Source organism: Microbacterium sp. NPDC055988, from assembly GCF_042269505.1.
Lineage (GTDB): Bacteria > Actinomycetota > Actinomycetes > Actinomycetales > Microbacteriaceae > Microbacterium.
Genome location: NZ_JBHJXY010000001.1, coordinates 318,075 through 341,101, shown reverse-complemented (window position 1 = coordinate 341,101; position 23,027 = coordinate 318,075). Strand labels below are relative to the sequence as shown.

The following is a 23,027-nucleotide window of genomic DNA, read 5'->3' as shown; positions in this document are numbered from 1 at the left end:
GAACGTCGCCGGTCACCGGGAGGAGTTCGCGGTGCGACCGCGGACGATGCCGACGAACGTCTCGACGTCGGGCGTGGTGCGCTCGCGCGGCCAGACGAGGGCGACGGTCGAGGTCGGTCCGTCGGCGAGGACGCGGTGATCGGCGTCCTTGCGGTGATGCATCCGGGCGAGCGACATCGGCACGATCATGATGCCGACGCCGGATGCCGCGACCGCGATCGCCTGGTCGGTCGGCAGCGCGGCGAAGCTCGCCGGTGTCGTCCCCGGCAGGTCGAGAGCTCCGAGCACGTCGTCGGTGAGGCCGATCACGACCTCGCCCTCCAGATCGGCGGCCGTGAGCTCCTCCGCGGCCATCAGGTGCGAGTCGGCCGCGGCGACGACGACCGGGAGCTCGTCGTACAGGGGGATGATGTGCAGCGACTCGTCCGTCAGGGGCAGTCGCACCAGAGCGGCGTCGACCTCGTCGAGGGCGGCACGCTGCGTGGCGGCCTCGATCGGCACGAGCTCGAGCGGCACGCGCGGCATCCGCTGCTTCCACGCGTCGATCCACTTGCCCGGAGTCGCACCGGGCACCGCGCCCAGTCGGAAGGTGCGCGGTGCCTCGGGTTCGGGCTGCGGGGCGTCGAAGACGACCTTGGCCGTCTTCTTCTTGGGCTTCTGCGGGGGGAACCGCTCGGCGGGAGCGGCCTTGTTCCGGCGTACGGGTGTGCCGCGGCCTGCGCCCTTCGCGGGCCGTCTTCCCTGATTCGCCATGCGGACAAGGCTACTCGGCGAGCGGGCCCGGTACCTCTCGTCGGTGATCGGACGCCGCCGCCAGCTTCCGCTGCGCACGACGGATGAGACCAGCGGCCCCTCCGACGAGCAGCAGCACCCCGGCGGTGAGCAGGATGATCGCGGTGGTCGTCGTGGGCGTCATGGTCATCAGTGCGTCCGCGATCGTCGCACGACGGGAAGAGTCGGCGAGCTGGCCGAGCGCGAGGGCTGCGATGGTCGCAAACAGCAGTCCCCAGATGATGGCCGCCCAGCGGGTGCGGGGACGGGTGGTCGTCTCGGTGGTCGTGGGAGTGCTCATCGCTGGTCTTCCTTCGCGGGCTCGGCGACGGTGATCGAGATCTCGCCGCTGTTCTGATCGATGGTGACGGGTTGGATCGTGGTCGTGGACGCATCCTCGGCGGAGATGTTCTCCACCACGACGGATTCTCCGTCGCGCTGCGTCGCCGACCAGTTGCCCGAATCGATGATGGTGCCGTCTTCGCCGTCGACGCGGGTCCACGTGACGTTTGCGGTGTCGACCGTTGCGCGCAGCTGCAGCTGGACGCCCGGATCCACGTAGATGTACGTCGCGCCGGAGCCCTTCTCGATCACCATCGGGCGGCTCTTGTCGTCGTGCTGATACAGAGTCACAGAGAGGTCGCCGAACGGCTGTTGGATGTGCTCCGCGCGGTTGTTCGTGACCGACGCCCAGCCGAAGGTGAACCCCTGCAGGGAGGAGAACCCGCCAGCCACGAGGCCGCCCACGAGCGTGAGCACGGTGATGAACGCCAGGAAGCCGCTGCGTCGGCGGAAGGCTCCGGCGACGATCATCCCGAGCGCCAGGATGAGGGCGGCGGCGAGCAGTCCGAGGGCGGTGCCGACCACTTCGCCACCCGCGACGAGACCGACTGCCGCCCCTGTGATGATCGCGAGCCCGAGGATGGTCGCAGCGAACGCGAAGCCGGCCCGCGGGTTCGACGCGCGGCGGATGCGGCGACGTTCGGCGGCCTCGGCGGCGAACACAGCGGCCTCGGCCTGGCGCTCTCGGCGCAGCTGGTCGCGGGCGGCACGCTCGGCATCCTGCTGCTGACGTCGCCATGCCTGGTCCTGTTCCTTCCAGGCGGCGTGCTGGGCGCGCCACGCCTCGAGGGCCGCCGGGTCCTGTGACCCGGGAGGCAGGGGCGCGGGAGGTGCGGGCGGGATCGCCGCGAGCGCCGCCGGGTCGAGGGGCGCGGCGTCAGAGGGGGTCAGGCCGGTCGGGGCGACCTCCGCCGCGGCAGAGGTATGTGCGACCACGGTGTCGGCATCCGCCGCGGCATACGCGCCGGTCGACGATGTGGCGTCCGTCCCCGCGGCGGTACCCGAACCGCCGAGGGTGACGGACGCGGCCGGGGCCGCCTGATCTGCGGAAGCCATCGGCAGATCCGGCGCGGAAGCACCCGGGGTGCGGCTCGCAGCACGCACGATCAGGATGAGCAGGACGGCGACGAGTACGAGGCCGATGATCCAGCTCATGAGAGACAGGGCCGACCAGCCGTCGTAGCCGAGTCCGAAGAGACGGCCGGCGAGCGGAGCGGTCGGGAACAGGCCGATGACGGCCATCGCGAGGATGCCCCACTGCACCGGCTGGTAGTCGCGGCGGAGCAGATCGCGGACGTGCACCCGGCCGTCGACATCCGGCAGCAGGGCCCAGGCCGCCGCGTAGAGGAAGATGACCGGCAGGCCGAAGAGAGCCGCGACCACGAGAACGCCGCGGACAATCAGCGGGTCGATGCGCAGGCGTGCGGCGATGCCCGCCGAGACGCCGCCGAGCCAGCCCTCGGAACGGGCGACGCCGAGCCCGGCGACCCAGAGGAGGAAGCGTTCGGCTCCGCGAGGGATGCCGGTGCCCGGTGTGCCGGTGGCCGGAGCGGCGTGGTCGGCGGGGGGCGGTGGCGCAGTCGGAATCGTCATGCTTCGATCCTGGCGGCAGCGGTCGGTTCCCTGCCATGGGGGGAACCCCTGAGCGACCCCTGATTCTGCGCCGGGGAGGACCCGGGCAGGGCACGCGGATGATTGGATGGCGTCATGTCCTCTTCGGCGCACGCTTCTGCGCGACCTCCGCGCGTGGCGGCGCCGCCGCGCCCGCCGCTGACCCGCGACCGCGACTGTCTGGTGGCCGGCGTGAGCGCCGGTCTCGCGCGTCACCTCGGCGTGCGCGTGGGGCTGGTGCGGGCGCTGTTCATCGCGCTCAGCCTTTGCGGTGGCGCCGGCATCCTGCTCTACGCCTGGTGCTGGATCTTCACCCCGTGGGCCGAGGGCGAGAGCGCACCGACCAGGCGGATGCCGGTGGCCTGGCTGCTGCTCGCCCCTGCCGCCGTCGGGGCGCTCGTCGTGCTGGTCTGGCGTGGGGGCAGTGACTGGTTGAGCGGGTCGATCCCGCCGGACCTGGCTGCCGTCGTGGTGGGCGGCACAGCGGCGTTCGCGACCGGCGCCGGGCTGTGGGCCACCCTCATCGACCGCACCGACACGGCGCGCGGACCGCGGCACACGATGACCGTGCGGGTCGTCTCGATCCTGCTGTTGGCGCTGCTGTTCACGGTGCTGCTCTCCTGGCCCGTCGCCCGGTCGGGCGTGGCGCTGGTGCTCCTCCCGCTCGCCGGGCTCGCCGCTGTGGCCTCGTCCGCGCTGATACCGCGATGGCGCGAACTCTCCGGTGAGCGGGTCCGCCGCATCCGCGAGGAGCAGCGCAGTCAGATGGCCGCGCACCTGCACGACTCGGTGCTGCAGACGCTCGCCCTGATCCAGAACAGGGCCGGTGCCTCCAGCGAGGCCGCGCGTCTCGCCAGGGCGCAGGAGCGCGAGCTGCGGGCGTGGCTGTACGACGGCGACGCCCCGGCCGACAGCGACCTGCCGACGGATCTGCGCGACTATGCGGGGGCGCTCGAACTCGACTATCCCGTGCGCATCGACGTGGTCTCGGCCGGCCTCTCGGCCGAGCGCGCGAGTGGCGAGCTCGCGGCCGCGGCCAGAGAGGCGATCCTGAACGCCGCCCGGCACGCGGGCGGCGAGATCTCGGTGTACATCGAGGGCAGCGCGACCGGTGTCGACGTCTTCATCCGCGACCGCGGTGCCGGGTTCTCGCTCGACGACGTGCCGAGCGACCGCCTCGGGGTGCGGGAGTCGATCATCGGGCGGATGCGTCGCGCCGGAGGATCGGGTGGCGTCCGCAGTGACGAGAACGGCACCGAGGTGCACCTGAGCATCAGATCGGGCACCCACCAGGATCGGCCGGCCGCGCGACCCGCGCCCACCAGGGAGGAGAACCGTGGCTGACAGCATCCGCGTCGTGATCGTCGACGACCATTCGATCTTCCGCTCCGGTCTGCGCGCAGACCTCGATGCGAGCGTCGACGTCGTAGGCGAGGCGGCGGACGTGCCGTCCGCCATCGCCGTGATCGACGAGGCGCAGCCCGATGTGGTGCTGCTCGACGTGCACCTGCCGGGCGGACCCGGCGACGACGCGACCGGGGGAGAAGCCGTGATCCGCGGCTCGGCGCCGACTACCGCACGATTCCTCGCGCTGAGCGTGTCGGATGCCGCGGCCGATGTCGTGCGGGTGATCCGTGCCGGTGCGAGGGGCTACATCACCAAGGGATCGTCCGGCCTCGAGGTCAGCAAGGCCGTTCACGCCGTGGCCGACGGCGATGCGGTGTTCTCGCCGCGGCTCGCCGGCTTCGTGCTCGACGCGTTCGGGGCCGTCGCGGGAGAGACCGCGACCGCGACCGATGAGCTCGACCGGCTCTCGGCGCGCGAGCAGGAGGTCATGCGACTGATCGCCCGCGGCTACGCCTACAAAGAGGTCGCGTCCGAGCTGTTCATCTCGATCAAGACGGTCGAGACCCACGTGTCGTCCGTGCTGCGCAAACTGCAGCTGTCGTCGCGACACGAACTCACCGCCTGGGCGTCGGAGCGGCGACTGCTGTAGTCGCCGGGCGGTGGGCGGGTCACGCTGCGAGGCGCGCGCTCACCGCGAAGGCGGGCCGGTCAGGCCGCGAGCCAGAGGCCTTTCTGGTCCGTCGCGATGGTGAGACCTGCGGCGACCGTCTCGTCGTCGCCGATCCTGGCGCCGCGGACGATGCGCGCTCCGGCGCCGATGTCGGTGCGGACACCCACGTATGCGTGATCGCCGACCGCAGCGCCCTGGCCGATGTGCGCGTGCGCGTCGACGAACGCGCCCTCGCCGACCACGGCGTCTTCGTCGATCCAGGCGCCGCGGGCGATGGTCGCCCCGGCGCCGATGCGCGCGCCCGGTTCGATATAGGCACCCGCCTCGATGTGCGCCTTCGGATGCACCTTCGCGCCATGCGCGACGAGACCTCGACCGTTCGCGTGCTTGCGGTACCGCAGCGTCGCGCCCTGGTCGTTCTCGATGTCGACGTAGTTCTTACCCACGATTCCTCCCGTGCTCCGGAGTTCTCCGGATATATCAACAACCACGGCAGGGGCGGATTCATTCCCGCGGATGGATGTGGGGAGCGCGGGGGAGGTTCTCTCCGACCTCCAGTGAGAGATGCACAGTAACAGGTAGCATGTTATATGGCCGGAGTTGATAAATGAAAAAGGGAGTTCCCCGTGAACACTCCTCGCTCGGAGGATTCCTCGGAGGGACAGTCGGTGGGATCATCCGCTGCTGAACAGCGGTCGCCTGAAGTTCCTGCACAGAACGATGGAGTTCCGCCGAGGATGAGCATCAACTCACCACCGGCAATCTTCATCGTCGGCCTTTTGACCGTGCCTGTCGCCTTCATGCTGTGCGTGCACTACGTACCGGCGCCCATCACCTGGCCTGCTGCCATCGCAGGCGTCATCATTCTCGGCCTCTTCACCCGCTGGCTCACAGCGCGTCAGGTGCGAAAAGAGGACGCTCGGTATCGGGCGCAGCATGAGGAGCCGATCCCCCCCGGAGTGGCGAGCGAGGGATGGTGCGGGATTCCCCCGGCGGGCCGCCAGGGCGGAGGCGGACGAGCGATAGCCCGCCCGCAGTCTTCATGGCAGATCGCGCAGAAGTGCCCGTGGTGATGACCGCGGGCACTTCTGTTGAGGCAGGGTTCTGCGCTGTCTCTCAGAACCAGTGCAACCATTTTCCGAGAAAGTAGATACCGGTGCCCACGACGAGGGCACCGACCCCGATCGAGGACCACATCATGCCTCGTCGTGTCGTGTCTTCTGGCGACAGCTCTCGGAAGGATGCGCCAATCGGATTGCCATTGATTCCGGGCATCTGCGCGAAATCCTGACGGTACTGTTCCGAGCTCTCTTCTTGGTCTGGTTCCATGGCGCCCCCCTGTCGGCTCATTCCTCTCCGTTCAAGAGCGGAATCGCGGTGCCTTCGGCTCAAATGCCTGATGTCGCTGGCGGCCGACGAACGGTAACACTTTACTCGTGCCTACAGGCTTGTTCGCGTATACGCGCCCTCGTCGGCCGAGGCCGCCGCAGAACCGATCACCCGCGCGAGATCTGCAGGGCGACTCCACATCGGCCAGTGTCCGGTCGGGAGGTCGATGACTTCGAGATCATCGAGGGCGTCGACCTCGGCGAACATGGGATGCCCGGCGCGGGCGAGTTCCAGAAGCTGTGCGCTGGGGATGGAGCAGCAGACGAGGGTGGTGGGGACCCGGCGGCGCGCGTCGTTCGTGAGTTCGACGGGCTCCCGGAGCACCGGCCCGGGCTCGGGGACGGCTCGGGCACGGAAGCGCTCGAGCATCTCGGCGCTCAGACCTTCGAGGCTGGCCTGCTCTCCGAGGACATCGAAGGGCGGCAGAGGCAGCTCTTCCACCGCGTCGGGGAGCTCCGGCGCGAAGACGCTTCCCGGTGCGACGGGGCCGGAGTCGACCCAGACGATCCGGCGGATGAGCTCCGGATGCCGGTCGACCACGATGCTGAGCGGAGCGTTGGCCCCGCTGTGGCCCACGAGGACCACGGGTCGCTCCGCAGAGGCGCCCGCGCGCGCCATGGCCTCTTCGATGGCCGCGGCCTGATCGTCGAGGGTCCGGGAGGATCGCTCGGGATCGTGAGGGTCGAGGCCGGGGAGCGTGAGAGCGATCGCGTCCCGACCGTTCGCTGTCAGGCCCTCCCGCACCTCGTCCCAGGCCCAGGCGCCGAGCCAGTGGCCCGCGATGAGGAGGATGGTCGGATTCCGTGTTTCTGTCGTCATATCTCGATGCTCGCAGCCGCTCCGGACAGCTGTATGGCACTATTTCTGTCATGAATTCCACGAGGTGCCGACGGTGAAGCGATCCGAACGGCTCCATGCCCTGACGGAGATGCTGCGCCGTAACGGCACCCGCGGATACACGGCGGAGCGCCTCGCCGCCGAGTTCGAGGTATCGGTGCGGACGGTGAAGCGAGACCTCGCCGCGCTGGCGAGCAGCGGCGCGGCGGTGTGGTCGCGCCCGGGGCCCGGTGGCGGCTACGGACTGGCGTCGAGTGCATCCCTGCCGCCCGTCACCCTGTCGCCGGCCCAGGCCGTGGCACTCCTGGCGGCTGTGTCGGCGGCGCCCGATGCTCCGTACTCCGACCTGGCATCGGCGGGGGTGCAGAAGATCCTGGACGTGCTCGATCCCCGCACGCGGGAGAGGGCCGCCGAGCTGGGGCGTCGAGTGTGGGTCGATGGATCGCCCCCGTCCTCCCGCGCTGTCCGGTCGGTGCTCGAGGAGGCGATGGCAGAGCAGCGGACGATCAGGATCCGTTACACCTCCCTCGCCGGTGCCACGACCGCTCGTGAGGTCGAGCCCGTGATGTTCGCCTCCACGAACGGCCAGTGGTACCTGGTCGGCTGGTGCCTTCTGCGCGACGCGATGCGCTGGTTCGTCGTGTCCCGCATCGAGCAGGCCCGCATGACGAACCGCGCCTGCAGCGGTCACACCGTTCAGGAGGTCGGGACCCCGCCGGCGAACGCCCGGCCGGTGCACGGGCGCCGCAGCGAGTGACCGACTCGGTCGAGCCGTCAGCGGCGCTGCGAGGTCAGCGCTGGCAGACCGGGCACCAGAACGTGACGCGCTCGCGGGTCGGATCGGCGCCCTGCTCGCCGCGACGGATGAGGGTTCCGCACCGCCGGCAGGGCCGCCCGGCGCGGCCGTATACCCAGGTGCCCTGGCCCGGACGATCGATGCCGGTGAAGGTGCGGTTGCGGCGGTCGCGGTTGGTGCGGATGGTGCGCACTCCGAGGTCGAGGAGGGCGGCCACATCGACCTCTGGCGTCGGCCTCGTCGGCAGTATTCCTCGAAGGAACAGGAGCTCCGCCGCGTACTCGTTGCCGAAGCCCGCGACATTGCGCTGATCGAGGAGGGCGACATGGATGCTGCGGGTGTCGGCTCCGAGTCGTCGGAGGGCCTCAGTCGCATCCCAGTCCGCCGCGAGCGGATCGGGGCCGAGGTAGCCGACGAGCTGATCCTCATCGCGGGTGGGCACGACCTCGATCTCGGCGATGTCGACGCCGACGGCCTCGCGCTCCGGGGTGCCGACGATCGCACGCACCTTGAAGGCCGGATGCCGCCACTTCTCACCCCGACGGTAGGTGAACCATGCGCCATCCATGCGCAGATGGGAATGCAGGGTGCTGTCGCCGATGCGCATGAGCAGGTGCTTGCCGCGCGGGACGACTCCGTGCACAGGCTGCCCGGTGAGGTCGAGCGTCGCGAAGCGGGGAACGCGAAGGTCGAAACGGGTGACCTCGGCACCGGCGATGGCCTCGTCGAGGCGCCTCGCGGTGCGGAAGACGGTGTCGCCCTCGGGCATCAGGAGGCTCCGGATCCCGCGCCGAGATGCGGGGGCGGCGGAAGCGGAGAAGGCGCGGCGTGCGGCGGGGGCGGCGGCGGAGTGGTCGGTGCCCCCGACGAGGATGCAGCGGTGACGGCGGTGCGCGCGAGCAGGTCGCGCGCGAGCATCGTGCTGCCGGCGACGGCGGCCGGCATGATCGCGACCGCCCCGCCGGGGATCAGGAAGCAGAGCTGCGTGGCGACGCCGAAGCCGAGTACCCGCGCGCGGCTGCCCGAGAACAGCGCGGAACGATCGATCGGGCTGAGGTTGCGCGCATCGAAGGCGCGGCCGGTGAGTTCTCGCGCCAGCAGTCGCCCGGTCAGGACGACACCCGAAACCGGGCCGAGGAATCCGCCGACCGCCGGGATGAGGCCGATCAGGAGCACGCCGATCGCGATCAGGATGCCGAGCAGGACGAGCCGGAGCCCCTCACCCAGAGTGATCCAGAAGCTGCCGCCATCGGCGGGCGGCGGCGAGCCGAGGTCGACCTCGACGGCATGCCAGATGCGCTGATAGAAGGGGTCGCCGATGGTCAGCGTCAGCGCGATGAACACCACGCTGGCGAGTGCCAGGGCGGCCGCGACGACGACCAGCCCCACAGCGGTGCGCAGCAGCCCCCGCCAGGGCTCGATCCATCCATCGGCGAACAGCGTCAGCCAAGTGGAGACCGACGGCATGCCGATCACGAGGGGGACCAGGGCAGCGGCGAGCACGATGACCGCGATGATCGCCGGGATCAGCCCGAGCAGCATGAGACCCGGTCGGGTGCGCCACAGCCCGAACCCCCGCAGCAGGGTGCGGATGCCGGCGGCGAACTCTCGGATCATGGCTTCCAGCGTAGGTGCATCGCTCAGACCACCTTGCGGAGCGTGTAACCGCGCGGAGTCGCCACGAAGCCCGCCTCCTGGAGGGCGAGCGCCAGCTCGGTGCCGTAGACGCCCTCGCCGTTGATCTTCTCGACGGTCAAGGTATCGAGTCGTCGGGCGCGTGCGGTGGCGGCCAGGTCGGCGGCTGCGGCGCGCAGCACCTCGCCGTCGTCGCTGAACGACAGCACCGTGCGGCCACCGCGTTCGAGGGAGAGCACGAGGGTGCCGTCGACGAGCACGACCAGGCCGCCCGCCTTGCGGCCGGGGCGGTGCGAGACCCCGTCGAGCTTGGGCCAGCCGAGGGCCGCGCCGTAGGGGTTCGCGGGATCGGTGGCCGCGAGGGTCACGGCCTTGCGGGGTGGCGGATCGGCGAGCCCCGCGTAGGTGCGGAGGCGGTCGACCGTGCCGGAGGCGGCGAACTGCGCGGCTCCGAGCTTCTCGATCACGTAGCCGCGACGGCAGTGGCCCGCTTCCTCGAACCCGGCGAGTACGCGGTACGCCTGAGCGAAGCCGCCGGGAACGCCCTCGGCCTGCACGGCGCCGCGGGTGACGACCCCGTAGCGGTCGAGCAGGAGGCCTGCGGTGACGGTGGCGCGGCGGGCGGCATCCGTCTCGAGCGCCGGCAGCAGGGACCAGCGTCCGCCGATCGACGCCGGCCGCGGCGCCGCGGAACCCGTGAAGGACACGCCGCGATAGGTCCGGGCACGGGGTGCTCGGCGCTTCACCTTGTGGGCCTGCGAGCCGCCCGCGAGGAGCGAGCGGATCGGGCCGAACGTATCGTTCGTCACGTAGCCCGACCACGTCAGCGACCACAGTGCCTCGAGCACGGACTGCTCGTTCTCGGCCGCGGCCATGTCTTTGAGCTGTGCCGCGAAGTAGGCGCCGCCGACGTCGAGCGCGATGAGGATGCGCGACTCCAACGAGTCGGATGCGATCTCGGCATCCCGCTCCGGGAGGGTGAAGGGCGCGAGGTCGACCGGATGCAGCGACACCCAGCCGTCGCGACCCGGGAGGGTACCGTGGCCGGACCAGATGACCTCGCCCGCCGCCGTGAGCTCGTCGAGCATCGCGGGGGAGTAGTCGCGCACCCGCGAGGGCAGGACCAGCGATTCCCACGCACTCGCGGGGATCGGCACGCCCGCGAACTGCTCGATCACGCTCAGGACGCCGTCGACGCCCTCCAGCGGTCGGCCCACGTGCTGCCAGTCGGGGAGGAACCGCGCATAGGCCTCGGGGGAGACCGGCTCCACCGACCCGCGGATGGCCGCGAGCGACCGCATCCGCAGGCGACGCAGCACCTCGCTGTCGCACCATTCGACCGCGTCGCCGCTGCCGGCTGCCTCCGGCAGGAAGTAGCCGCTAGTGAGACGGCCGGCGTTCTCCAGCCGCTGCAGGGTGTGGCGGGCGACCGCGGAGCCGAGTCCGAACCGGGTGGCGACGGCATCCGTCGTGAAGGGGCCGTGCGTGCGGGCGTGGCGGGCGACGAGGTCTCCCAGCGGGTCAGCCAGAGGTTCGAGGAAAGCCACCGGGATGCCCGTGGGGAGAGCGACGCCGAGCGCATCGCGCAGTCGTCCTGCGTCTTCGATCGCGGCCACCCGGCTCACGCCGCCGACGGTCACCGGGATCGCGCGCCGGGCGGTGATCAGATCGTTCAGGAGTGCGGCGGCGGTCGCGGTGCCGACGGTCTCCGCTTCCGTCTCGAGCACGCTCGCCGGGTCGAGGCGTGCCGCCACCTCTTCCGCGTCGAGTGGTCCGAGCATCCGCAGCAGGTCGGCGACGCCCTCGAGTCCGCGCGCACGGCGGTCGGGGTCGAGCCGCTGCGCCTCCCGCTCGAACTGCGCGATCACGTCGGGGTCGAGCAGCTCGCGGAGCTCGACGGTTCCCAGCAGTTCGCCGAGAAGGGCGGGGTCGACCGAGAGGGCCGCGGCCCTGCGCTCGGCGAGGGGAGAGTCGCCCTCGTACATGAACGCGCCGACGTAGCCGAACAGCAGGTCGCGGGCGTAGGGCGACGGCTGGCCGGGCTCGGTCTCGACCAGGCGGATACGGCGGTCGGCGATCGAGGTCGCGAGTTTACGCAGCGACGGCAGGTCGTAGACGTCTTGCAGCACCTCGCGCAGCGTCTCGAGGATCACCGGGAAGGTCGGATGCCGCCGGGCCACCTCGAGCAGCTGCGCCGACCGCTGTCGCTGCTGCCACAGCGGCGTGCGCTTGTTCGGGTTCATCCGCGGCATGAGCAGCGCCCGCGCCGCGCACTCCCGGAACCGCGAGGCGAACAGCGCCGAGCCGCCCACCTCCTCCGTCACGAGATGCTCCAGCTCGTCGGGCTCGAACACGAAGAGTTCGGCTCCGGGCGGCTCGGCCTCGGCATCCGGGATGCGCACGATGATGCCGTCGTCGCTCGCCACCGCCGATCCTTCGACGCCGAGGCGCTCGCGCACCCGGGCGTTGATCGCCAGCGCCCACGGCGCGTGCACCTTCATGCCGTACGGGGAATGGAGGATGACCCGCCAGTCGCCCACCTCGTCACGGCCGCGCTCGACCGTGAGCGTGCGGTCGGTCGGAAGCGTGCCCGTCGCCTCGCGCTGCTCGGTCAGGTGGGCCATGAGGTTCGCCCGCGCCTGTTCGTCGAGGCCCGCCTCGATCAACCGCTGCGCCGCCTTCTCGGGGGTCGCCGCCGACACCTCGCGGGAGAACGCGCCCAGTGCCTCGCCGAGCTCGAACGGCCGACCGATGCCGTCGCCGTGCCAGAACGGCACTTTCCCGGGCTGGCCGTATGCGGGGATGACGTTGACGCGATCGTGGGTGATCTCGGCGATGCGCCAGCTCGTCGTCCCGAGCGTGAACACGTCGCCCACCCGCGACTCGTAGACCATCTCCTCATCGAGCTCGCCGACGCGGGCACCGGTCGTCTCGCCGGCCACGAACACCCCGAACAGGCCGCGGTCGGGGATGGTGCCGCCGCTGGTGACGGCGATGCGCTGCGCGCCGGGCCTTCCGGTGAGGGTGCCGGCGTCGCGGTCCCACACCAGGCGCGGCCGCAGCTCGGCGAACTCGTCGGACGGGAAGCGGCCGGCCAGCAGGTCGAGCGTCGCTTCGTAGGCCGAGCGGGGCAACGCCTGGAACGGTGCCGAACGGCGGACCGTCTCGAACCACTCCTCGACGCTGATGGCTCCGAGCGCGCTCGCCGCCACGGTCTGCTGCGCGAGGATGTCGAGCGGGTTGCGCGGCACCTGGATCGCCTCGATCTTGCCCGCCAGCATCCGCTCGGTCACGATCGCGGTGTGCAGCACGTCGCCGCGATGCTTCGGGAAGAGCGCGGCGCGGCTGATCTCGCCCACCTGGTGCCCGGCGCGGCCGACGCGCTGCAGCCCCGAGGCGGCGGACGGCGGGGCCTCGACCTGGATCACGAGGTCGACCGCGCCCATGTCGATGCCGAGCTCGAGGCTGCTCGTCGCGACGACGCAGCGCAGCACGCCCGACTTGAGCTCTTCCTCGACCTGGGCGCGCTGCTCCTTCGACACCGAGCCGTGGTGCGCCTTGGCGAGCACGGGATCGGCGCCCGCAGTGGCCCCGGCCTGCGCCATCATCGCGGCAGGCACGCTCGCGGCCGGAAGCTCGACCCCGATCCGCTCGGAGTAGATCTCGTTCAGGCGGCCGGTGAGACGCTCTGCCAGTCGGCGGGAGTTGGCGAACACGATCGTGGAGTTGTTCTGCAGGATGCGATCGACGATCGCCTCTTCGACGTGCGGCCAGACCGAACCGGTGACCTCGCTGTACTCGGCGTCCGCCGCTTCCCCCGGCACTCCGGGCGGCGGTGGTGGGTTGGTCATGTCGTCCATCGGCACGACCACCCCGAGCTCGAAGGTCTTCGATGCGGGAGGGGCGACGATCTCGACCGGCGCCGAGCCGCCGAGGAACCGTGCGACCTCGTCGATGGGGCGGACCGTGGCCGAGAGGCCGATGCGCTGTGCCGGAGTCTCTATGCCGTTGAGTCGGCGCAGCGCGTCGAGGCGTTCCAGGCTCACGGCGAGGTGTGCGCCGCGCTTGGTGGCGGCGACCGCGTGCACCTCATCGATGATCACGGTGTGCACCCCGCGCAGGGTCTCACCCGCCCGGCTCGTGAGCATGAGGTACAGCGACTCGGGGGTCGTGATGAGGATGTCGGGCGGGTCGGAGACCAGCTTGCGGCGGTCGCTCGAGGTCGTGTCGCCCGAGCGCACACCGACCGTGACTGCGGGCGCAGGCACGCCCAGCCGCCGGGCCGACTGCCCGATGCCGATGAGTGGGGACCGCAGGTTGCGCTCGACGTCGACGCTGAGGGCCTTCAGGGGCGAGATGTAGAGGATGCGCGTGCGCGGCTCGCCCTTCGCGGGCGGGGCCGTCTCGCTCATGCGCTCCCGGAACACGCTGTCGATCGCCCAGAGGAACGCCGACAGCGTCTTGCCCGAGCCGGTCGGAGCCACCACGAGCGCGTGCTTGCCGGCCGAGATCGCGTCCCAGGCACCCGCCTGTGCGGGAGTTGGCGCGGGAAAGGCACCCCGGAACCAGTCCTGGGTGGCGGGGGTGAAGCGTTCGAGCACGTCGCTCATCCCTCCATCTTCGTCGAGGCCGGGGACATCGGGGCGAAAGGGACGCGAGACGCGCTTGTCAGGGACGTCGTACCTGAGTACCACACCCCTCCGTAGTGGGCACTTCGGTCCGACGCGACGCGGATGCCTCCGCTCATACCGTCTCCTTATGCCCACCGAACAGACCGCTTCCGCCCCTGCCCGAACCGTCCTCCGCGCTCTCGTCGCGATCGCCGGAAGCGTCCTCGTCGCCGTGGCCCTGACGATCATCTGGATCGCACGGCTGAGCATCGATCGGGTGCTCTACGTGAGCGGACTCGGGGCTGCCGGTGAACCGACGGCCGGGTGGTTCGAGCTCGCACTGCTTCTGCTCGTCGCCGGAGGTTTCTCGGTCGCCTGGGCCTCGCGCGGTCTGCGTTCGACGGCGCCGTGGCTGAGCATCTGGTCGCCGTCGCTCTCGGTGGCGATCGCGTCGTCGCTGTTCCTGGTCGCCTCGCAGGTGCCGTGCACCACCGGATGCCCGCTGCCGGTCGGTCCCACGTTCACCTGGCAGGACCTCGTGCACACGACGGTGGCCGTGCTCGCGTTCGCGCTCGCCGCGTTCGCGATGCTGCAGGTGTCGTTCGTGAAGGACCGCGCCATGCTGCGGATCCTGTCGCTGGGTGCCGGCATATCGACCGCGGTGATCGCCGCGGCGGGTGGCATCCTCTCGCTCCTGCAGTTCCGTACCGACATCGGCAGCATGCTCGAACTCGTCGCGACCACGATCGGGATGGGGTGGCTCGCGATCCTCGGCATCGAGACGGCGGTCTCGCAGCGCTCGCGCGCGGTGCGCAGGCAGACCTGGGAGCCGGTATCGCGGGGGAGTGTCGTCGACCGGCCCGCCACGCCGCGCCCCGCGACCGGAGCGCTCGTCGCCGTCGCGGGCTGACGGAACACGACGGTTGCGGTGCGTAGAGTCGTCCCATGCGAGAGTCAGCACCCGCCGAGGGCGAGGTCCGCGCGATGAATCTGCCGCGGCCTCCCGGCGTGGTGCGGCGGTTCTGGAGTCGGCATCCCTGGCTGTTCGACGGGCTGCTCGCCTTCCTCTATCTCCTCCTCAGCACGTTCCTGGCGCTGATCACCCCGCTGTCGTCCGGAGTCTGGTCGCCGGACGCCTCGGTCATCGTCCCGCTGTTGCTCGGTGCGATCGCCGCCGCCGGACTGCTCCTGCGCCGCCAGCGGCCCTGGCTCACGTTCGCCGTGTTCGCCATCGTCGCGGTCATCGCCCTCGTGTCGGACACGCCGGCGGAGCCCTTCGGCATCGGCCTGGCGCTGTACGCGCTCTTCGTCTACCGGTCGAACCGCAGCGGATGGATCGCGTTCGGAGTCACGGTGCTGGCCGGCATCCTCGTCTTCCCGGCCCTGGACTGGCTGCGTCGGGGCACACCGGAGACCGCCTTCACCTCCGTCCCGGGGAGTCTGCTGTTCCTCGTCGTGATGCTGATCGCGGCGCTGCTCGGGGTCACCGTGGGTGATCGGCGCCGGTACATCGGGGCGATCCTCGACCGCGCGAACCAGCTCGCCCGCGAACGCGACCAGCAGGCGCGTATCGCGACGCTGGCGGAGCGCGCCAGGATCACCCGCGAGATACACGACGTCGTCGCGCACAGCGTGTCGGTGATGGTGTCGCTCGCCGACGGCGCGAGCGCGCTCGCCGAGAAGGATCCGCAGCGGTCGCGCAGCGCCATCCAGGAGATCGGGGAGGTCGGTCGGCAGTCGCTCGTCGAGATGCGGCAATTGCTGGGCGCCCTCGGCGACGAAGACGGCGATGGCGACGAGCAGAGCCCGCTGCGGCCGAACCCCGGGCTGAGCGAGCTCGCGGCGCTGGTCGAGACCTTCCGCACCGCCGGACTGCCGGTGACGGTGCGCACGGAGGGGAGGGCGCCGACGTCGCCCGCCGCGCAGAACACGATCCACCGCATCGTGCAGGAAGCCCTCACGAACGCCCTCCGGTACGCGAAGGAACCGCGCGAGGTTCTCGTGAGCCTCGACTTCCGGGCCGACCTCCTCGTCATCGAGATCACCGACGACGGGCGGCAGGGGCCACCGGCGGCGTCGGTCGGATCGGGGCGCGGCCTCGTCGGCATTCGTGAACGCGCCCGCCTCGCGGGTGGAACAGTGGAAGCGGGCCCCGTGCCCGGCGGCGGCTGGCAGGTGCGGGTGGAGATCCCCGAACAGGAGGAGGGCTCATGAGCGAAGAGCAGATTCGCGTGCTCATCGTCGACGACCATGAACTGATCCGTCGCGGGATGCGGATGGTGCTCGATGCTGAGGACGATATGCGTGTCGTCGGGGAGGCCGCGTCCGGCACCGAAGCCGTGCACCAAGCGGGAGAGCTGAGTCCCGACGTGATCCTGATGGATATCCGGATGCCGGAGATGGACGGCATCGAGGCGACCAGGCGCATCGTGCGAGGCACGCCGTCGAGCCGTGTCCTCGTGCTCACCACGTTCGACCTCGACGAGTACGCGTTCGGGAGCCTGCGGGCCGGTGCGAGTGGGTTCCTGTTGAAGAACACGCCGCCCGCGCAGCTGACCGAAGCCATCCGTGCGATCGCCGCCGGCGACGCCCTCGTCTCCCCACGGGTCACCCGGTCGATGCTCGACCTGTTCGCCACCCGCCTGCCGCGGCGGAGCGAGACGGTCGACCCGAGGCTGGACGTGCTGACCGAGCGCGAGCGGGAGGTGCTCCTCGCGATCGCCAAGGGTTACAACAACACCGAGATCGGAGAGACCCTCTTCGTCTCCGAGTCGACCGTGAAGACCCACGTCGGACGAATCCTCCAGAAGCTCGACCTCCGCGACCGGGTGCAGGCGGTGATCCTCGCCTACGAGGCCGGGCTGGTGTGATGATGCCGGGCCGGGAAGAACCACGGCCCGGCACCGATCGCCCTGGTCACGACCCCAGCGACACCTCCTGCAGCGACCCCGCGCCGTCGATCTCGAGTGTCAGATCGAGGTCGAGTCGGCGCAGGAACGCGTCGTCGTGGCTCACTACGAGCACGGCTCCCCGATAGGCGCGCAGCGCCTCGACCAGTTGGTCGACCGTGTCGACGTCGAGGTTGTTCGTCGGCTCATCGAGCACCACGAGGTGCGGTGCGGGATCGGCGAGCAGCAGTTTCGCCAGTGCGACGCGAAAGCGCTCGCCGCCGGAGAGCGCGGACACCGGACGCTCTGCCGTCGCCCCGCGGATCAGGAACCGGGCGAGCCGGTTGCGCAGCTCCTTCTCCGGAACCTGGGGTGCTGCGGCGGCGATGTTCTCGAACACCGACCGCTCCTCGTCGAGGCCGTCGACCCGCTGCGGCAGGTATCCGATCAGCCCGGTGTGGGCTTCGATGTGCAGGGTCGGCCGTTCATGACTCCTCAGTTCTTCGGCTGAATCGGAGGAAGAGGCCTGTTCCGGGCCATCGTCCGTCGTTTCTGAGGAGTTGTGAACACCGCCGGCGACCAACCGCTCCAGCAGCGTGGTCTTGCCGGCGCCGTTCCGGCCGATCAGCGCCACACGCTCCGGGCCCTGGATCACCCACGCCCGCTCCTCGTCGCCGACCGTCGCGATGCGGCGGCTGCGCGACACCTGCGGATCGGGCAGCTCGATCTTCATCGACGAGTCCGAGCGCACGCGGCGCCCGGCCTCCTCGCGCGCGGCGTGTGCGGCCTCCTCTTTCGCCCCGACCTCGGTGCGCAACTTGCCCGCCGACACCTCGGCGGCCATCTTGCGACCGTGCGCGATGATCTTCGGGACCCGCTTCTCGATCTCGGCCTTCTTCGCCGTGCGGGCGCGATGCGCGAGCTTGACCTCGGCCTCGATCCGCTGGCGCTTCTCCTTGCGGAGCACCTGCGCAGCCGCGACCTCGGCCTGCTTCGCGGCATCCTGCTCGGCGTCCAGCCAGGCGCGCCACTCCGAGTACGGTCCGCCGAACACGCTCAGCGTCTGGGCGTAGAGCTCGGCGGTGTCGTCCATCAGCTCGAGCAGCGATAGGTCGTGGCTGACGACGATGAGCGTGCCCTTCCAGGCGCGCACCATCGCCGCGAGCTTCGCCCTGGCATCGCGGTCGAGGTTGTTGGTCGGTTCGTCGAGGAGCGTGATCGGCGCACGGCGCAGGCGGATGCCGGCGATCGCGACGAGCACGGCCTCGCCACCGGACAGCTCTCCGACCCTGCGGTCGAGGAACTCGGGGGCGAGACCTGCCTCCGCCAGCGACGCCTCGGCGCGGGCTTCGATGTCCCAGTCGTCGCCGACCGCATCGAAGTGGGCGGGGTCGACGTCGCCGGCGCTGATCGCCCGCACGGCGTCGAGCGCCACGGAGACGCCGAGCAGTTCGGCGACGCGGCGGTCGACATCGAGGGTCAGCTGCTGGGGGAGGTAGGCGACCTCGCCGGATGCCGTGACGACGCCCGACGTCGGTTCGAGCTCGCCGGCCATCAGCCGCAGCAGCGTCGACTTGCCCGCGCCGTTGCGACCGACGAGTCCGGTGCGTCCGGTTCCGAAGGCGCCGGAGACGCCGTCGAGTGCGACCGAGCCGTCGGGCCAGGTGAAGGTGAGCCGGTCGAGGATGACCGACGCGTGAAGAGTGGTGGGTTGTGACATGAGTGTCTCCTGTCGAGTGCGAGGGTGCACTGACACCGGACCTCTGCCGGTCCTCGACCGGACGCGGAAGCGTCGCGGGAGGAGGGAGGTCAGCCGTGGAGTCGGCGATCGTCGGGTCAGCGCGCGGAAAGAAGAGCGCGGAGGCGACGGATCAGATCAAAGGACTTCCAGACACGGCGGACAGGACTCCACGACGATACCCGGGGTTGTCAGGATCGCGCAACTCCCGGGCGTGTCGCAGTCGGGATCAGCTCTTCGCGATCCCGTCGAGCCACTTGGTGAGGAACCGGTGCACGTCGGCCAGCTCCTCTTCGGAGATGCTGTGCGTGAGTCCGGTGTACACGCGGCCGGAGAGGTCGGAGTGCCCGGGCAGCCACTGCGCGGTGTGATCGACGAGTTCGGGCGGGATCACGTCGTCGTGCGTGCCGCGCCCCCAGAACACGGGTGGGCGCAGCTCGGCCAGTTCCTCGTCGTTCGGCAGCTCGCCCGGTGCCACATAGCCGCTGAGCGCCACGACCGCGCCGAAGCGCTCGGGAGCGATCCGCAGGGCCTGCAGCGACACCGCCGCCCCCTGCGAGAAGCCGAGCAGTGCGACGGAGGCGGCATCCGCTGCGGCGGCATCGAGCCATCGCAGGAACGCCTCGGCGGCGACCGTCACCGCCTCGGGACTGCGTCCATCGAGCCCCTCGATCGGGTACCAGGACCGCCCCGGCATCGGCCACGGCGGTGCGAGGGGAGCGGCGACCGAGGCGACGGCGATGCCCTCGGGGAGGTACGGGATGAGCCCGAACAGGTCGTGCTCATCAGCGCCGTAGCCGTGCAGCAGCACCAGCAGCGGCATCCGTCCGCGGTCGGCGGCCGACCAGCGGGTCGCGGTGTCGTCGATCGTCAGGTTCTCGCTCACACCGTCATCCTGCCAGGGACGACCGACGTGCACGCGGTGTCGGTCGGGGGAGGCGGCTGGTAGAAAGGACACATGGCGGTCCGCACACCCGATCCCGATCCGGAGCCCGAAGACGATGGTCTCGGTGCCTTCCCGGACTCGAACCCGCCGGTGCCCGATGGCAACCCCGGCTGGCTGAGCGAGTTCGAACTCGAAGAGGCGCGGCGCCGACTGCCGATGCTCTACGTCGAGGCGATCCCGGTGCGCACCGACGGCTCCGGTCAGGTGATCGAGATCGGCATCCTCCTGCGATCCACGCCGATGGGGGAGATGACCCGCACCATCGTGTCGGGTCGGGTGCGCTTCGGCGAGACCATCCGCGACGCCCTCTTCCGTCACGTCGAGAACGACCTCGGGCCGATGGCCTTCCCGCTGCTGCCACCGCAGCCGCTGCCCTTCACGGTGGCCGAGTACTTCCCTATCCCCGGCGTGAGCGCGTTCCACGACGACAGGCAGCACGCCGTGTCGCTGGCCTTCGTGGTGCCGGTGACCGGCACGTGCGAACCGCGTCAGGACGCCCTCGAGGTCACCTGGTTCTCGCCGGAAGCCGCCGGCTCAGATGCTGTCGCCGCCGAGATGGAGAACGGTCGGGGAACCCTCATCCGCCAGGCCCTCGCCTACCTCGGTCTTCTTCGCTAGTCGCGTCGCTCTGCGTCGCGTCGCGCTGCGTCGCGTCGCCTCGCGAGCGCCGAGACCCCGGCTTCGCGCCGAGACCCCGAGCTGGGTGCGGCAGAAGCCAGGGGTTTCGACGCGAACCCGGGGTCTCGAGGATGCCGTCGCGTCAGCCGCGAGTAAGGCGGGACAATTCGGCGACGAACGCGTCGACATCGGCCTCTTCGGTGTCGAAGCCGCACATCCAGCGCACTTCCTTGCGCGCCGCATCCCAGTCGTAGAAGCGGAACGAATCGCGGAGCTGGTCGGCGACACCGTCGGGCAGGATCGCGAAGACACCGTTGGACTGGGTCGGCTGCGTGAAGTCGACGCCCTGGATGGATCCGTCGACGATGCCGGCCTCGATCTCGGAACGCAGGCGTGCCGCCATCGCGTTGGCGTGCTTCGCGTTGCGCAGCCACAGGTCGCCCTCGAGCAGCGCGATCAGCTGTGCCGACACGAACCGCATCTTCGAGGACAGCTGCATGTTGAACTTGCGCGAGTACTTCAGGCCGTCGGCGGCGTCGGGGTTCAGCACGACGATCGCCTCGCCGAGCATCGCACCGTTCTTGGTGCCGCCGAAGGTGAGCACATCGACGCCGGCGTCGCGGGTGAACGCGCGCAGCGGCAGGTCGAGGGCGGCGGCGGCGTTCGAGAGGCGGGCCCCGTCGAGGTGCAGCTTCATGCCGCGCTCGTGCACGTGGTCGGCGATCGTGCGGATCTCGTCGGCCGTGTACAGCGTGCCGAGCTCGGTCGACTGCGTGATCGAGACCACCAGCGGCTGTGCGCGGTGCTCGTCGCCCCAGCCCCAGGCCTCGCGGTCGATGAGCTCGGTGGTGAGCTTGCCGTCGTCGGTGGGGACCGTGAGCAGCTTGAAGCCGCCGATCTTCTCGGGTGCCGCTGCTTCGTCGACGTTGATGTGGGCGGTGGAAGCCGCGATCACCGCGCCCCAGCGCGGCAGCATCGACTGCAGACCGGTGACGTTCGCGCCGGTGCCGTTGAACACCGGGAACGCCTCGACGCCCTCGCCGAAGTGCGCCTGGAAGACCTCCTGCAGGCGCGCGGTGTATGCATCCTCGCCGTAGGCGCTCTGGTGCCCGCCGTTCGCCGCCGCGATGGCCGCGAGGACCTCGGGGTGGATGCCGGAGTAGTTGTCACTGGCGAAGCCCCGGATCGCGGGGTCATGCTGGATGCTCACCGATCCAGCCTAATCGTCCGATCCGGGTGCACCGGGCGGGGAGGGTCTTCCGGATGTCGGATGCCCGCTCTACCCTCGAAGCCATGGAGCGCACCGCAGCCAAGAGGGCATTCGGCAACGTCCTCGTCAACACGCTCATCGCCAATGTGACGACGAGCTTCCTCTGGTTCGCCCTCACATTCTGGGTGTACATCGAGACGCAGTCCGTACTGGCGACGGGCATCATCGGCGGGGCGTACATGCTGTTCGTCGCGTTCTTCGCGATGGCGTTCGGCACGATCGTCGATCGCAACCGCAAGCACACGGTCATGGTGATCTCGAGTGTCATCTCCGCCGCGGCCTTTCTGGTGGCAGGGCTGCTCTATCTCTGGCAGCCCGAGGCGGCGCTGCTCGACCTGGGCGGCCCGTGGTTCTGGCTGTTCTCGGGAGTCATCCTCTTCGGCGGGGTGATCGAGCAGTTGCGGAACATCGCGCTGTCCACGACCGTGACCCTGCTCATCCCCGAAGACAGGCGCGCGAACGCCAACGGGCTCGTCGGCACGGTGCAGGGCATCGCGTTCCTCGTCACGAGCGTGTTCTCGGGACTGTCGATCGGGTTCCTCGGCATGGGATGGACCCTGGCGATCGCGATCGCGGCCATGGCGCTCACCTTCGCCCACCTCCTGTTCATCCGCATCCCCGAGGGGAATCCCGAGCCCGACCCGAACGCTTCCAGCGCACTCGACTTCCGCGGCAGCGTGCGGGCCATCCGACTCGCTCCCGGGCTGTTCGCGCTGATCATCTTCTCCACCTTCAACAACCTCATCGGCGGCGTCTACATGGCGCTCATGGACCCGTACGGGCTCACGCTGTTCGACGCGCAGACCTGGGGCTTCGCGCTGGCCTTCGCCTCGACCGGCTTCCTGGTCGGCGGTGGCCTCGTCGCGAAGTTCGGGCTCGGCCCCAAGCCCATGCGCACCATGCTGCTCGTGGTCATCGCGATGGGGCTGCTGGGCTCGGTGTTCATGCTGCGCGAGTGGTGGCCGCTGTACGTGGTCGGCATGTGGGCGTACATGGCCCTGGTGCCCCCGGTCGAGGCCGCGGAGCAGACCATCATCCAGAAGGTCGTGCCCTACGAACGGCAGGGCCGCGTGTTCGGTGTGGCCGCGGCCATGGAAGCGGCCGCCGCCCCGATCACCGCGTTCCTGATCGCCCCGATCGCCGAGTTCCTGATCATCCCGTACATGGACACCCGCGAGGGCCAGCAGAGGTGGGGCTGGCTGCTCGGCGAGGGCGAGGCTCGCGGCATCGCGCTGATCTGCCTGTTCGCGGGGCTGATCATGGTCGTGGCCGCGACGCTGGCGTTCTTCACCCGGTCGTACCGCAAGCTCACCGAGCTCTACGCGGAGGCGCCGGAGCAGGAGATCGACCACGGCGACGCGGACGACGGAGACCGCGGCGATGCCGGTGCAGAAGTCGTGGCGGAGTCGTCATCGACCGAGTCGGACCGTGCCCGGCGCACCGAGGCTCCGCCCGTGGTCCCCGGCATACCGCCCGAGTCTCGCTGAGGGTCGGACGATTCCCCGAGCCCCGGACGATTCCCCGAGGTTTCAATGGGAGAAGCTCCGCAGATCGTCACT

General features: G+C 70.3%; 21 protein-coding genes. 9 read left to right on the top strand and 12 right to left on the bottom strand.

What is annotated here, in order from left to right; translation table 11 throughout:
• Positions 1 to 12 precede the first annotated feature (12 nt).
• From ACFC14_RS01785 to ACFC14_RS01775, 3 genes are read right to left on the bottom strand one after another with little or no spacing between them, the layout of a single operon-like run.
• Complete coding sequence (locus tag ACFC14_RS01785; protein WP_376100861.1) at positions 13 to 753, bottom strand: LysR family transcriptional regulator substrate-binding protein; 741 nt, start codon at positions 751 to 753, stop codon at positions 13 to 15.
• A 10-nt stretch (positions 754 to 763) separates the two neighbouring features.
• Complete coding sequence (locus ACFC14_RS01780; RefSeq protein WP_376100859.1) at positions 764 to 1,072, bottom strand: hypothetical protein; 309 nt, start codon at positions 1,070 to 1,072, stop codon at positions 764 to 766.
• Positions 1,069 to 2,706 (bottom strand): PspC domain-containing protein, encoded by a 1,638-nt coding sequence (locus ACFC14_RS01775; RefSeq protein WP_376100857.1) that lies wholly within the window; start codon positions 2,704 to 2,706, stop codon positions 1,069 to 1,071. Before ACFC14_RS01775 ends, ACFC14_RS01780 begins: the two co-directional genes overlap by 4 nt.
• A 114-nt stretch (positions 2,707 to 2,820) precedes the next feature.
• On the opposite strand from ACFC14_RS01775, the gene ACFC14_RS01770 reads away from it, so the two are divergent.
• Complete coding sequence (locus ACFC14_RS01770; protein WP_376100855.1) at positions 2,821 to 4,068, top strand: PspC domain-containing protein; 1,248 nt, start codon at positions 2,821 to 2,823, stop codon at positions 4,066 to 4,068.
• Positions 4,061 to 4,720, top strand: a complete 660-nt coding sequence (locus ACFC14_RS01765; protein WP_376100853.1) for a LuxR C-terminal-related transcriptional regulator — start codon at positions 4,061 to 4,063, stop codon at positions 4,718 to 4,720. Before ACFC14_RS01770 ends, ACFC14_RS01765 begins: the two co-directional genes overlap by 8 nt.
• A gap of 59 nt (positions 4,721 to 4,779) precedes the next feature.
• Here the strand turns inward: ACFC14_RS01765 and ACFC14_RS01760 are convergent, their stop codons facing one another.
• Positions 4,780 to 5,187: a DapH/DapD/GlmU-related protein gene (locus tag ACFC14_RS01760; RefSeq protein WP_136043187.1), complete on the bottom strand. Its 408-nt coding sequence runs from the start codon at positions 5,185 to 5,187 to the stop codon at positions 4,780 to 4,782.
• A gap of 291 nt (positions 5,188 to 5,478) precedes the next feature.
• On the opposite strand from ACFC14_RS01760, the gene ACFC14_RS01755 reads away from it, so the two are divergent.
• Positions 5,479 to 5,814 carry a hypothetical protein gene (locus tag ACFC14_RS01755; protein ID WP_376100851.1) on the top strand — a complete coding sequence of 112 codons (336 nt, stop codon included), beginning with the start codon at positions 5,479 to 5,481 and terminating at the stop codon, positions 5,812 to 5,814.
• A 43-nt stretch (positions 5,815 to 5,857) separates the two neighbouring features.
• On the opposite strand, the gene ACFC14_RS01750 is transcribed toward ACFC14_RS01755, so the two are convergent.
• Both ACFC14_RS01750 and ACFC14_RS01745 read right to left on the bottom strand, forming a co-directional pair.
• A complete protein-coding gene (locus ACFC14_RS01750) occupies positions 5,858 to 6,070 on the bottom strand; it encodes a hypothetical protein (RefSeq protein WP_376100849.1) in 213 nt (70 codons plus the stop codon).
• A gap of 111 nt (positions 6,071 to 6,181) precedes the next feature.
• Positions 6,182 to 6,949 (bottom strand): alpha/beta fold hydrolase, encoded by a 768-nt coding sequence (locus ACFC14_RS01745; RefSeq protein WP_376100847.1) that lies wholly within the window; start codon positions 6,947 to 6,949, stop codon positions 6,182 to 6,184.
• 73 nt (positions 6,950 to 7,022) lie between these two features.
• Here ACFC14_RS01745 and ACFC14_RS01740 point away from each other — a divergent pair, with 73 nt between their 5' ends.
• Positions 7,023 to 7,724: a helix-turn-helix transcriptional regulator gene (locus ACFC14_RS01740; RefSeq protein ID WP_376100845.1), complete on the top strand. Its 702-nt coding sequence runs from the start codon at positions 7,023 to 7,025 to the stop codon at positions 7,722 to 7,724.
• A 34-nt stretch (positions 7,725 to 7,758) separates the two neighbouring features.
• Here the strand turns inward: ACFC14_RS01740 and ACFC14_RS01735 are convergent, their stop codons facing one another.
• From ACFC14_RS01735 to ACFC14_RS01725, 3 genes are read right to left on the bottom strand one after another with little or no spacing between them, the layout of a single operon-like run.
• Positions 7,759 to 8,532 (bottom strand): DNA-formamidopyrimidine glycosylase family protein, encoded by a 774-nt coding sequence (locus ACFC14_RS01735; RefSeq protein ID WP_376100843.1) that lies wholly within the window; start codon positions 8,530 to 8,532, stop codon positions 7,759 to 7,761.
• Positions 8,532 to 9,380, bottom strand: a complete 849-nt coding sequence (locus ACFC14_RS01730) for an EI24 domain-containing protein (RefSeq protein WP_376100841.1) — start codon at positions 9,378 to 9,380, stop codon at positions 8,532 to 8,534. The genes ACFC14_RS01735 and ACFC14_RS01730 overlap by 1 nt, the downstream gene beginning before the upstream one ends.
• A 23-nt stretch (positions 9,381 to 9,403) precedes the next feature.
• A complete protein-coding gene (locus ACFC14_RS01725; protein ID WP_376100839.1) occupies positions 9,404 to 14,008 on the bottom strand; it encodes an ATP-dependent helicase in 4,605 nt (1,534 codons plus the stop codon).
• A gap of 148 nt (positions 14,009 to 14,156) precedes the next feature.
• Here ACFC14_RS01725 and ACFC14_RS01720 point away from each other — a divergent pair, with 148 nt between their 5' ends.
• The 3 genes from ACFC14_RS01720 to ACFC14_RS01710 are packed head-to-tail and all read left to right on the top strand — an operon-like array spanning position 14,157 to position 16,878.
• Complete coding sequence (locus ACFC14_RS01720; protein ID WP_376100837.1) at positions 14,157 to 14,918, top strand: DUF998 domain-containing protein; 762 nt, start codon at positions 14,157 to 14,159, stop codon at positions 14,916 to 14,918.
• Between the two features lie 35 nt (positions 14,919 to 14,953).
• Positions 14,954 to 16,222 (top strand): histidine kinase, encoded by a 1,269-nt coding sequence (locus tag ACFC14_RS01715; protein ID WP_376100835.1) that lies wholly within the window; start codon positions 14,954 to 14,956, stop codon positions 16,220 to 16,222.
• On the top strand, positions 16,219 to 16,878 hold the full coding sequence (locus ACFC14_RS01710) for a response regulator (RefSeq protein WP_376100833.1): 660 nt from the start codon (positions 16,219 to 16,221) through the stop codon (positions 16,876 to 16,878). Before ACFC14_RS01715 ends, ACFC14_RS01710 begins: the two co-directional genes overlap by 4 nt.
• A gap of 46 nt (positions 16,879 to 16,924) precedes the next feature.
• On the opposite strand, the gene ACFC14_RS01705 is transcribed toward ACFC14_RS01710, so the two are convergent.
• Together ACFC14_RS01705 and ACFC14_RS01700 are read right to left on the bottom strand one after the other, a co-directional pair.
• Complete coding sequence (locus ACFC14_RS01705) at positions 16,925 to 18,616, bottom strand: ABC-F family ATP-binding cassette domain-containing protein (protein ID WP_376100831.1); 1,692 nt, start codon at positions 18,614 to 18,616, stop codon at positions 16,925 to 16,927.
• Between the two features lie 247 nt (positions 18,617 to 18,863).
• The gene (locus ACFC14_RS01700; protein WP_376100829.1) at positions 18,864 to 19,520 is read right to left on the bottom strand and encodes an alpha/beta hydrolase; all 657 of its coding nucleotides are present in this window, start codon (positions 19,518 to 19,520) and stop codon (positions 18,864 to 18,866) included.
• A gap of 72 nt (positions 19,521 to 19,592) precedes the next feature.
• Here ACFC14_RS01700 and ACFC14_RS01695 point away from each other — a divergent pair, with 72 nt between their 5' ends.
• A complete protein-coding gene (locus ACFC14_RS01695; RefSeq protein WP_376100827.1) occupies positions 19,593 to 20,198 on the top strand; it encodes an NUDIX hydrolase family protein in 606 nt (201 codons plus the stop codon).
• A gap of 142 nt (positions 20,199 to 20,340) precedes the next feature.
• On the opposite strand, the gene ACFC14_RS01690 is transcribed toward ACFC14_RS01695, so the two are convergent.
• Positions 20,341 to 21,408 (bottom strand): threonine aldolase family protein, encoded by a 1,068-nt coding sequence (locus ACFC14_RS01690; protein WP_376100825.1) that lies wholly within the window; start codon positions 21,406 to 21,408, stop codon positions 20,341 to 20,343.
• 83 nt (positions 21,409 to 21,491) lie between these two features.
• Here ACFC14_RS01690 and ACFC14_RS01685 point away from each other — a divergent pair, with 83 nt between their 5' ends.
• Positions 21,492 to 22,955, top strand: coding sequence for an MFS transporter (locus tag ACFC14_RS01685; protein WP_376100823.1), 1,464 nt, complete (start codon positions 21,492 to 21,494; stop codon positions 22,953 to 22,955).
• Positions 22,956 to 23,027 lie beyond the last annotated feature (72 nt).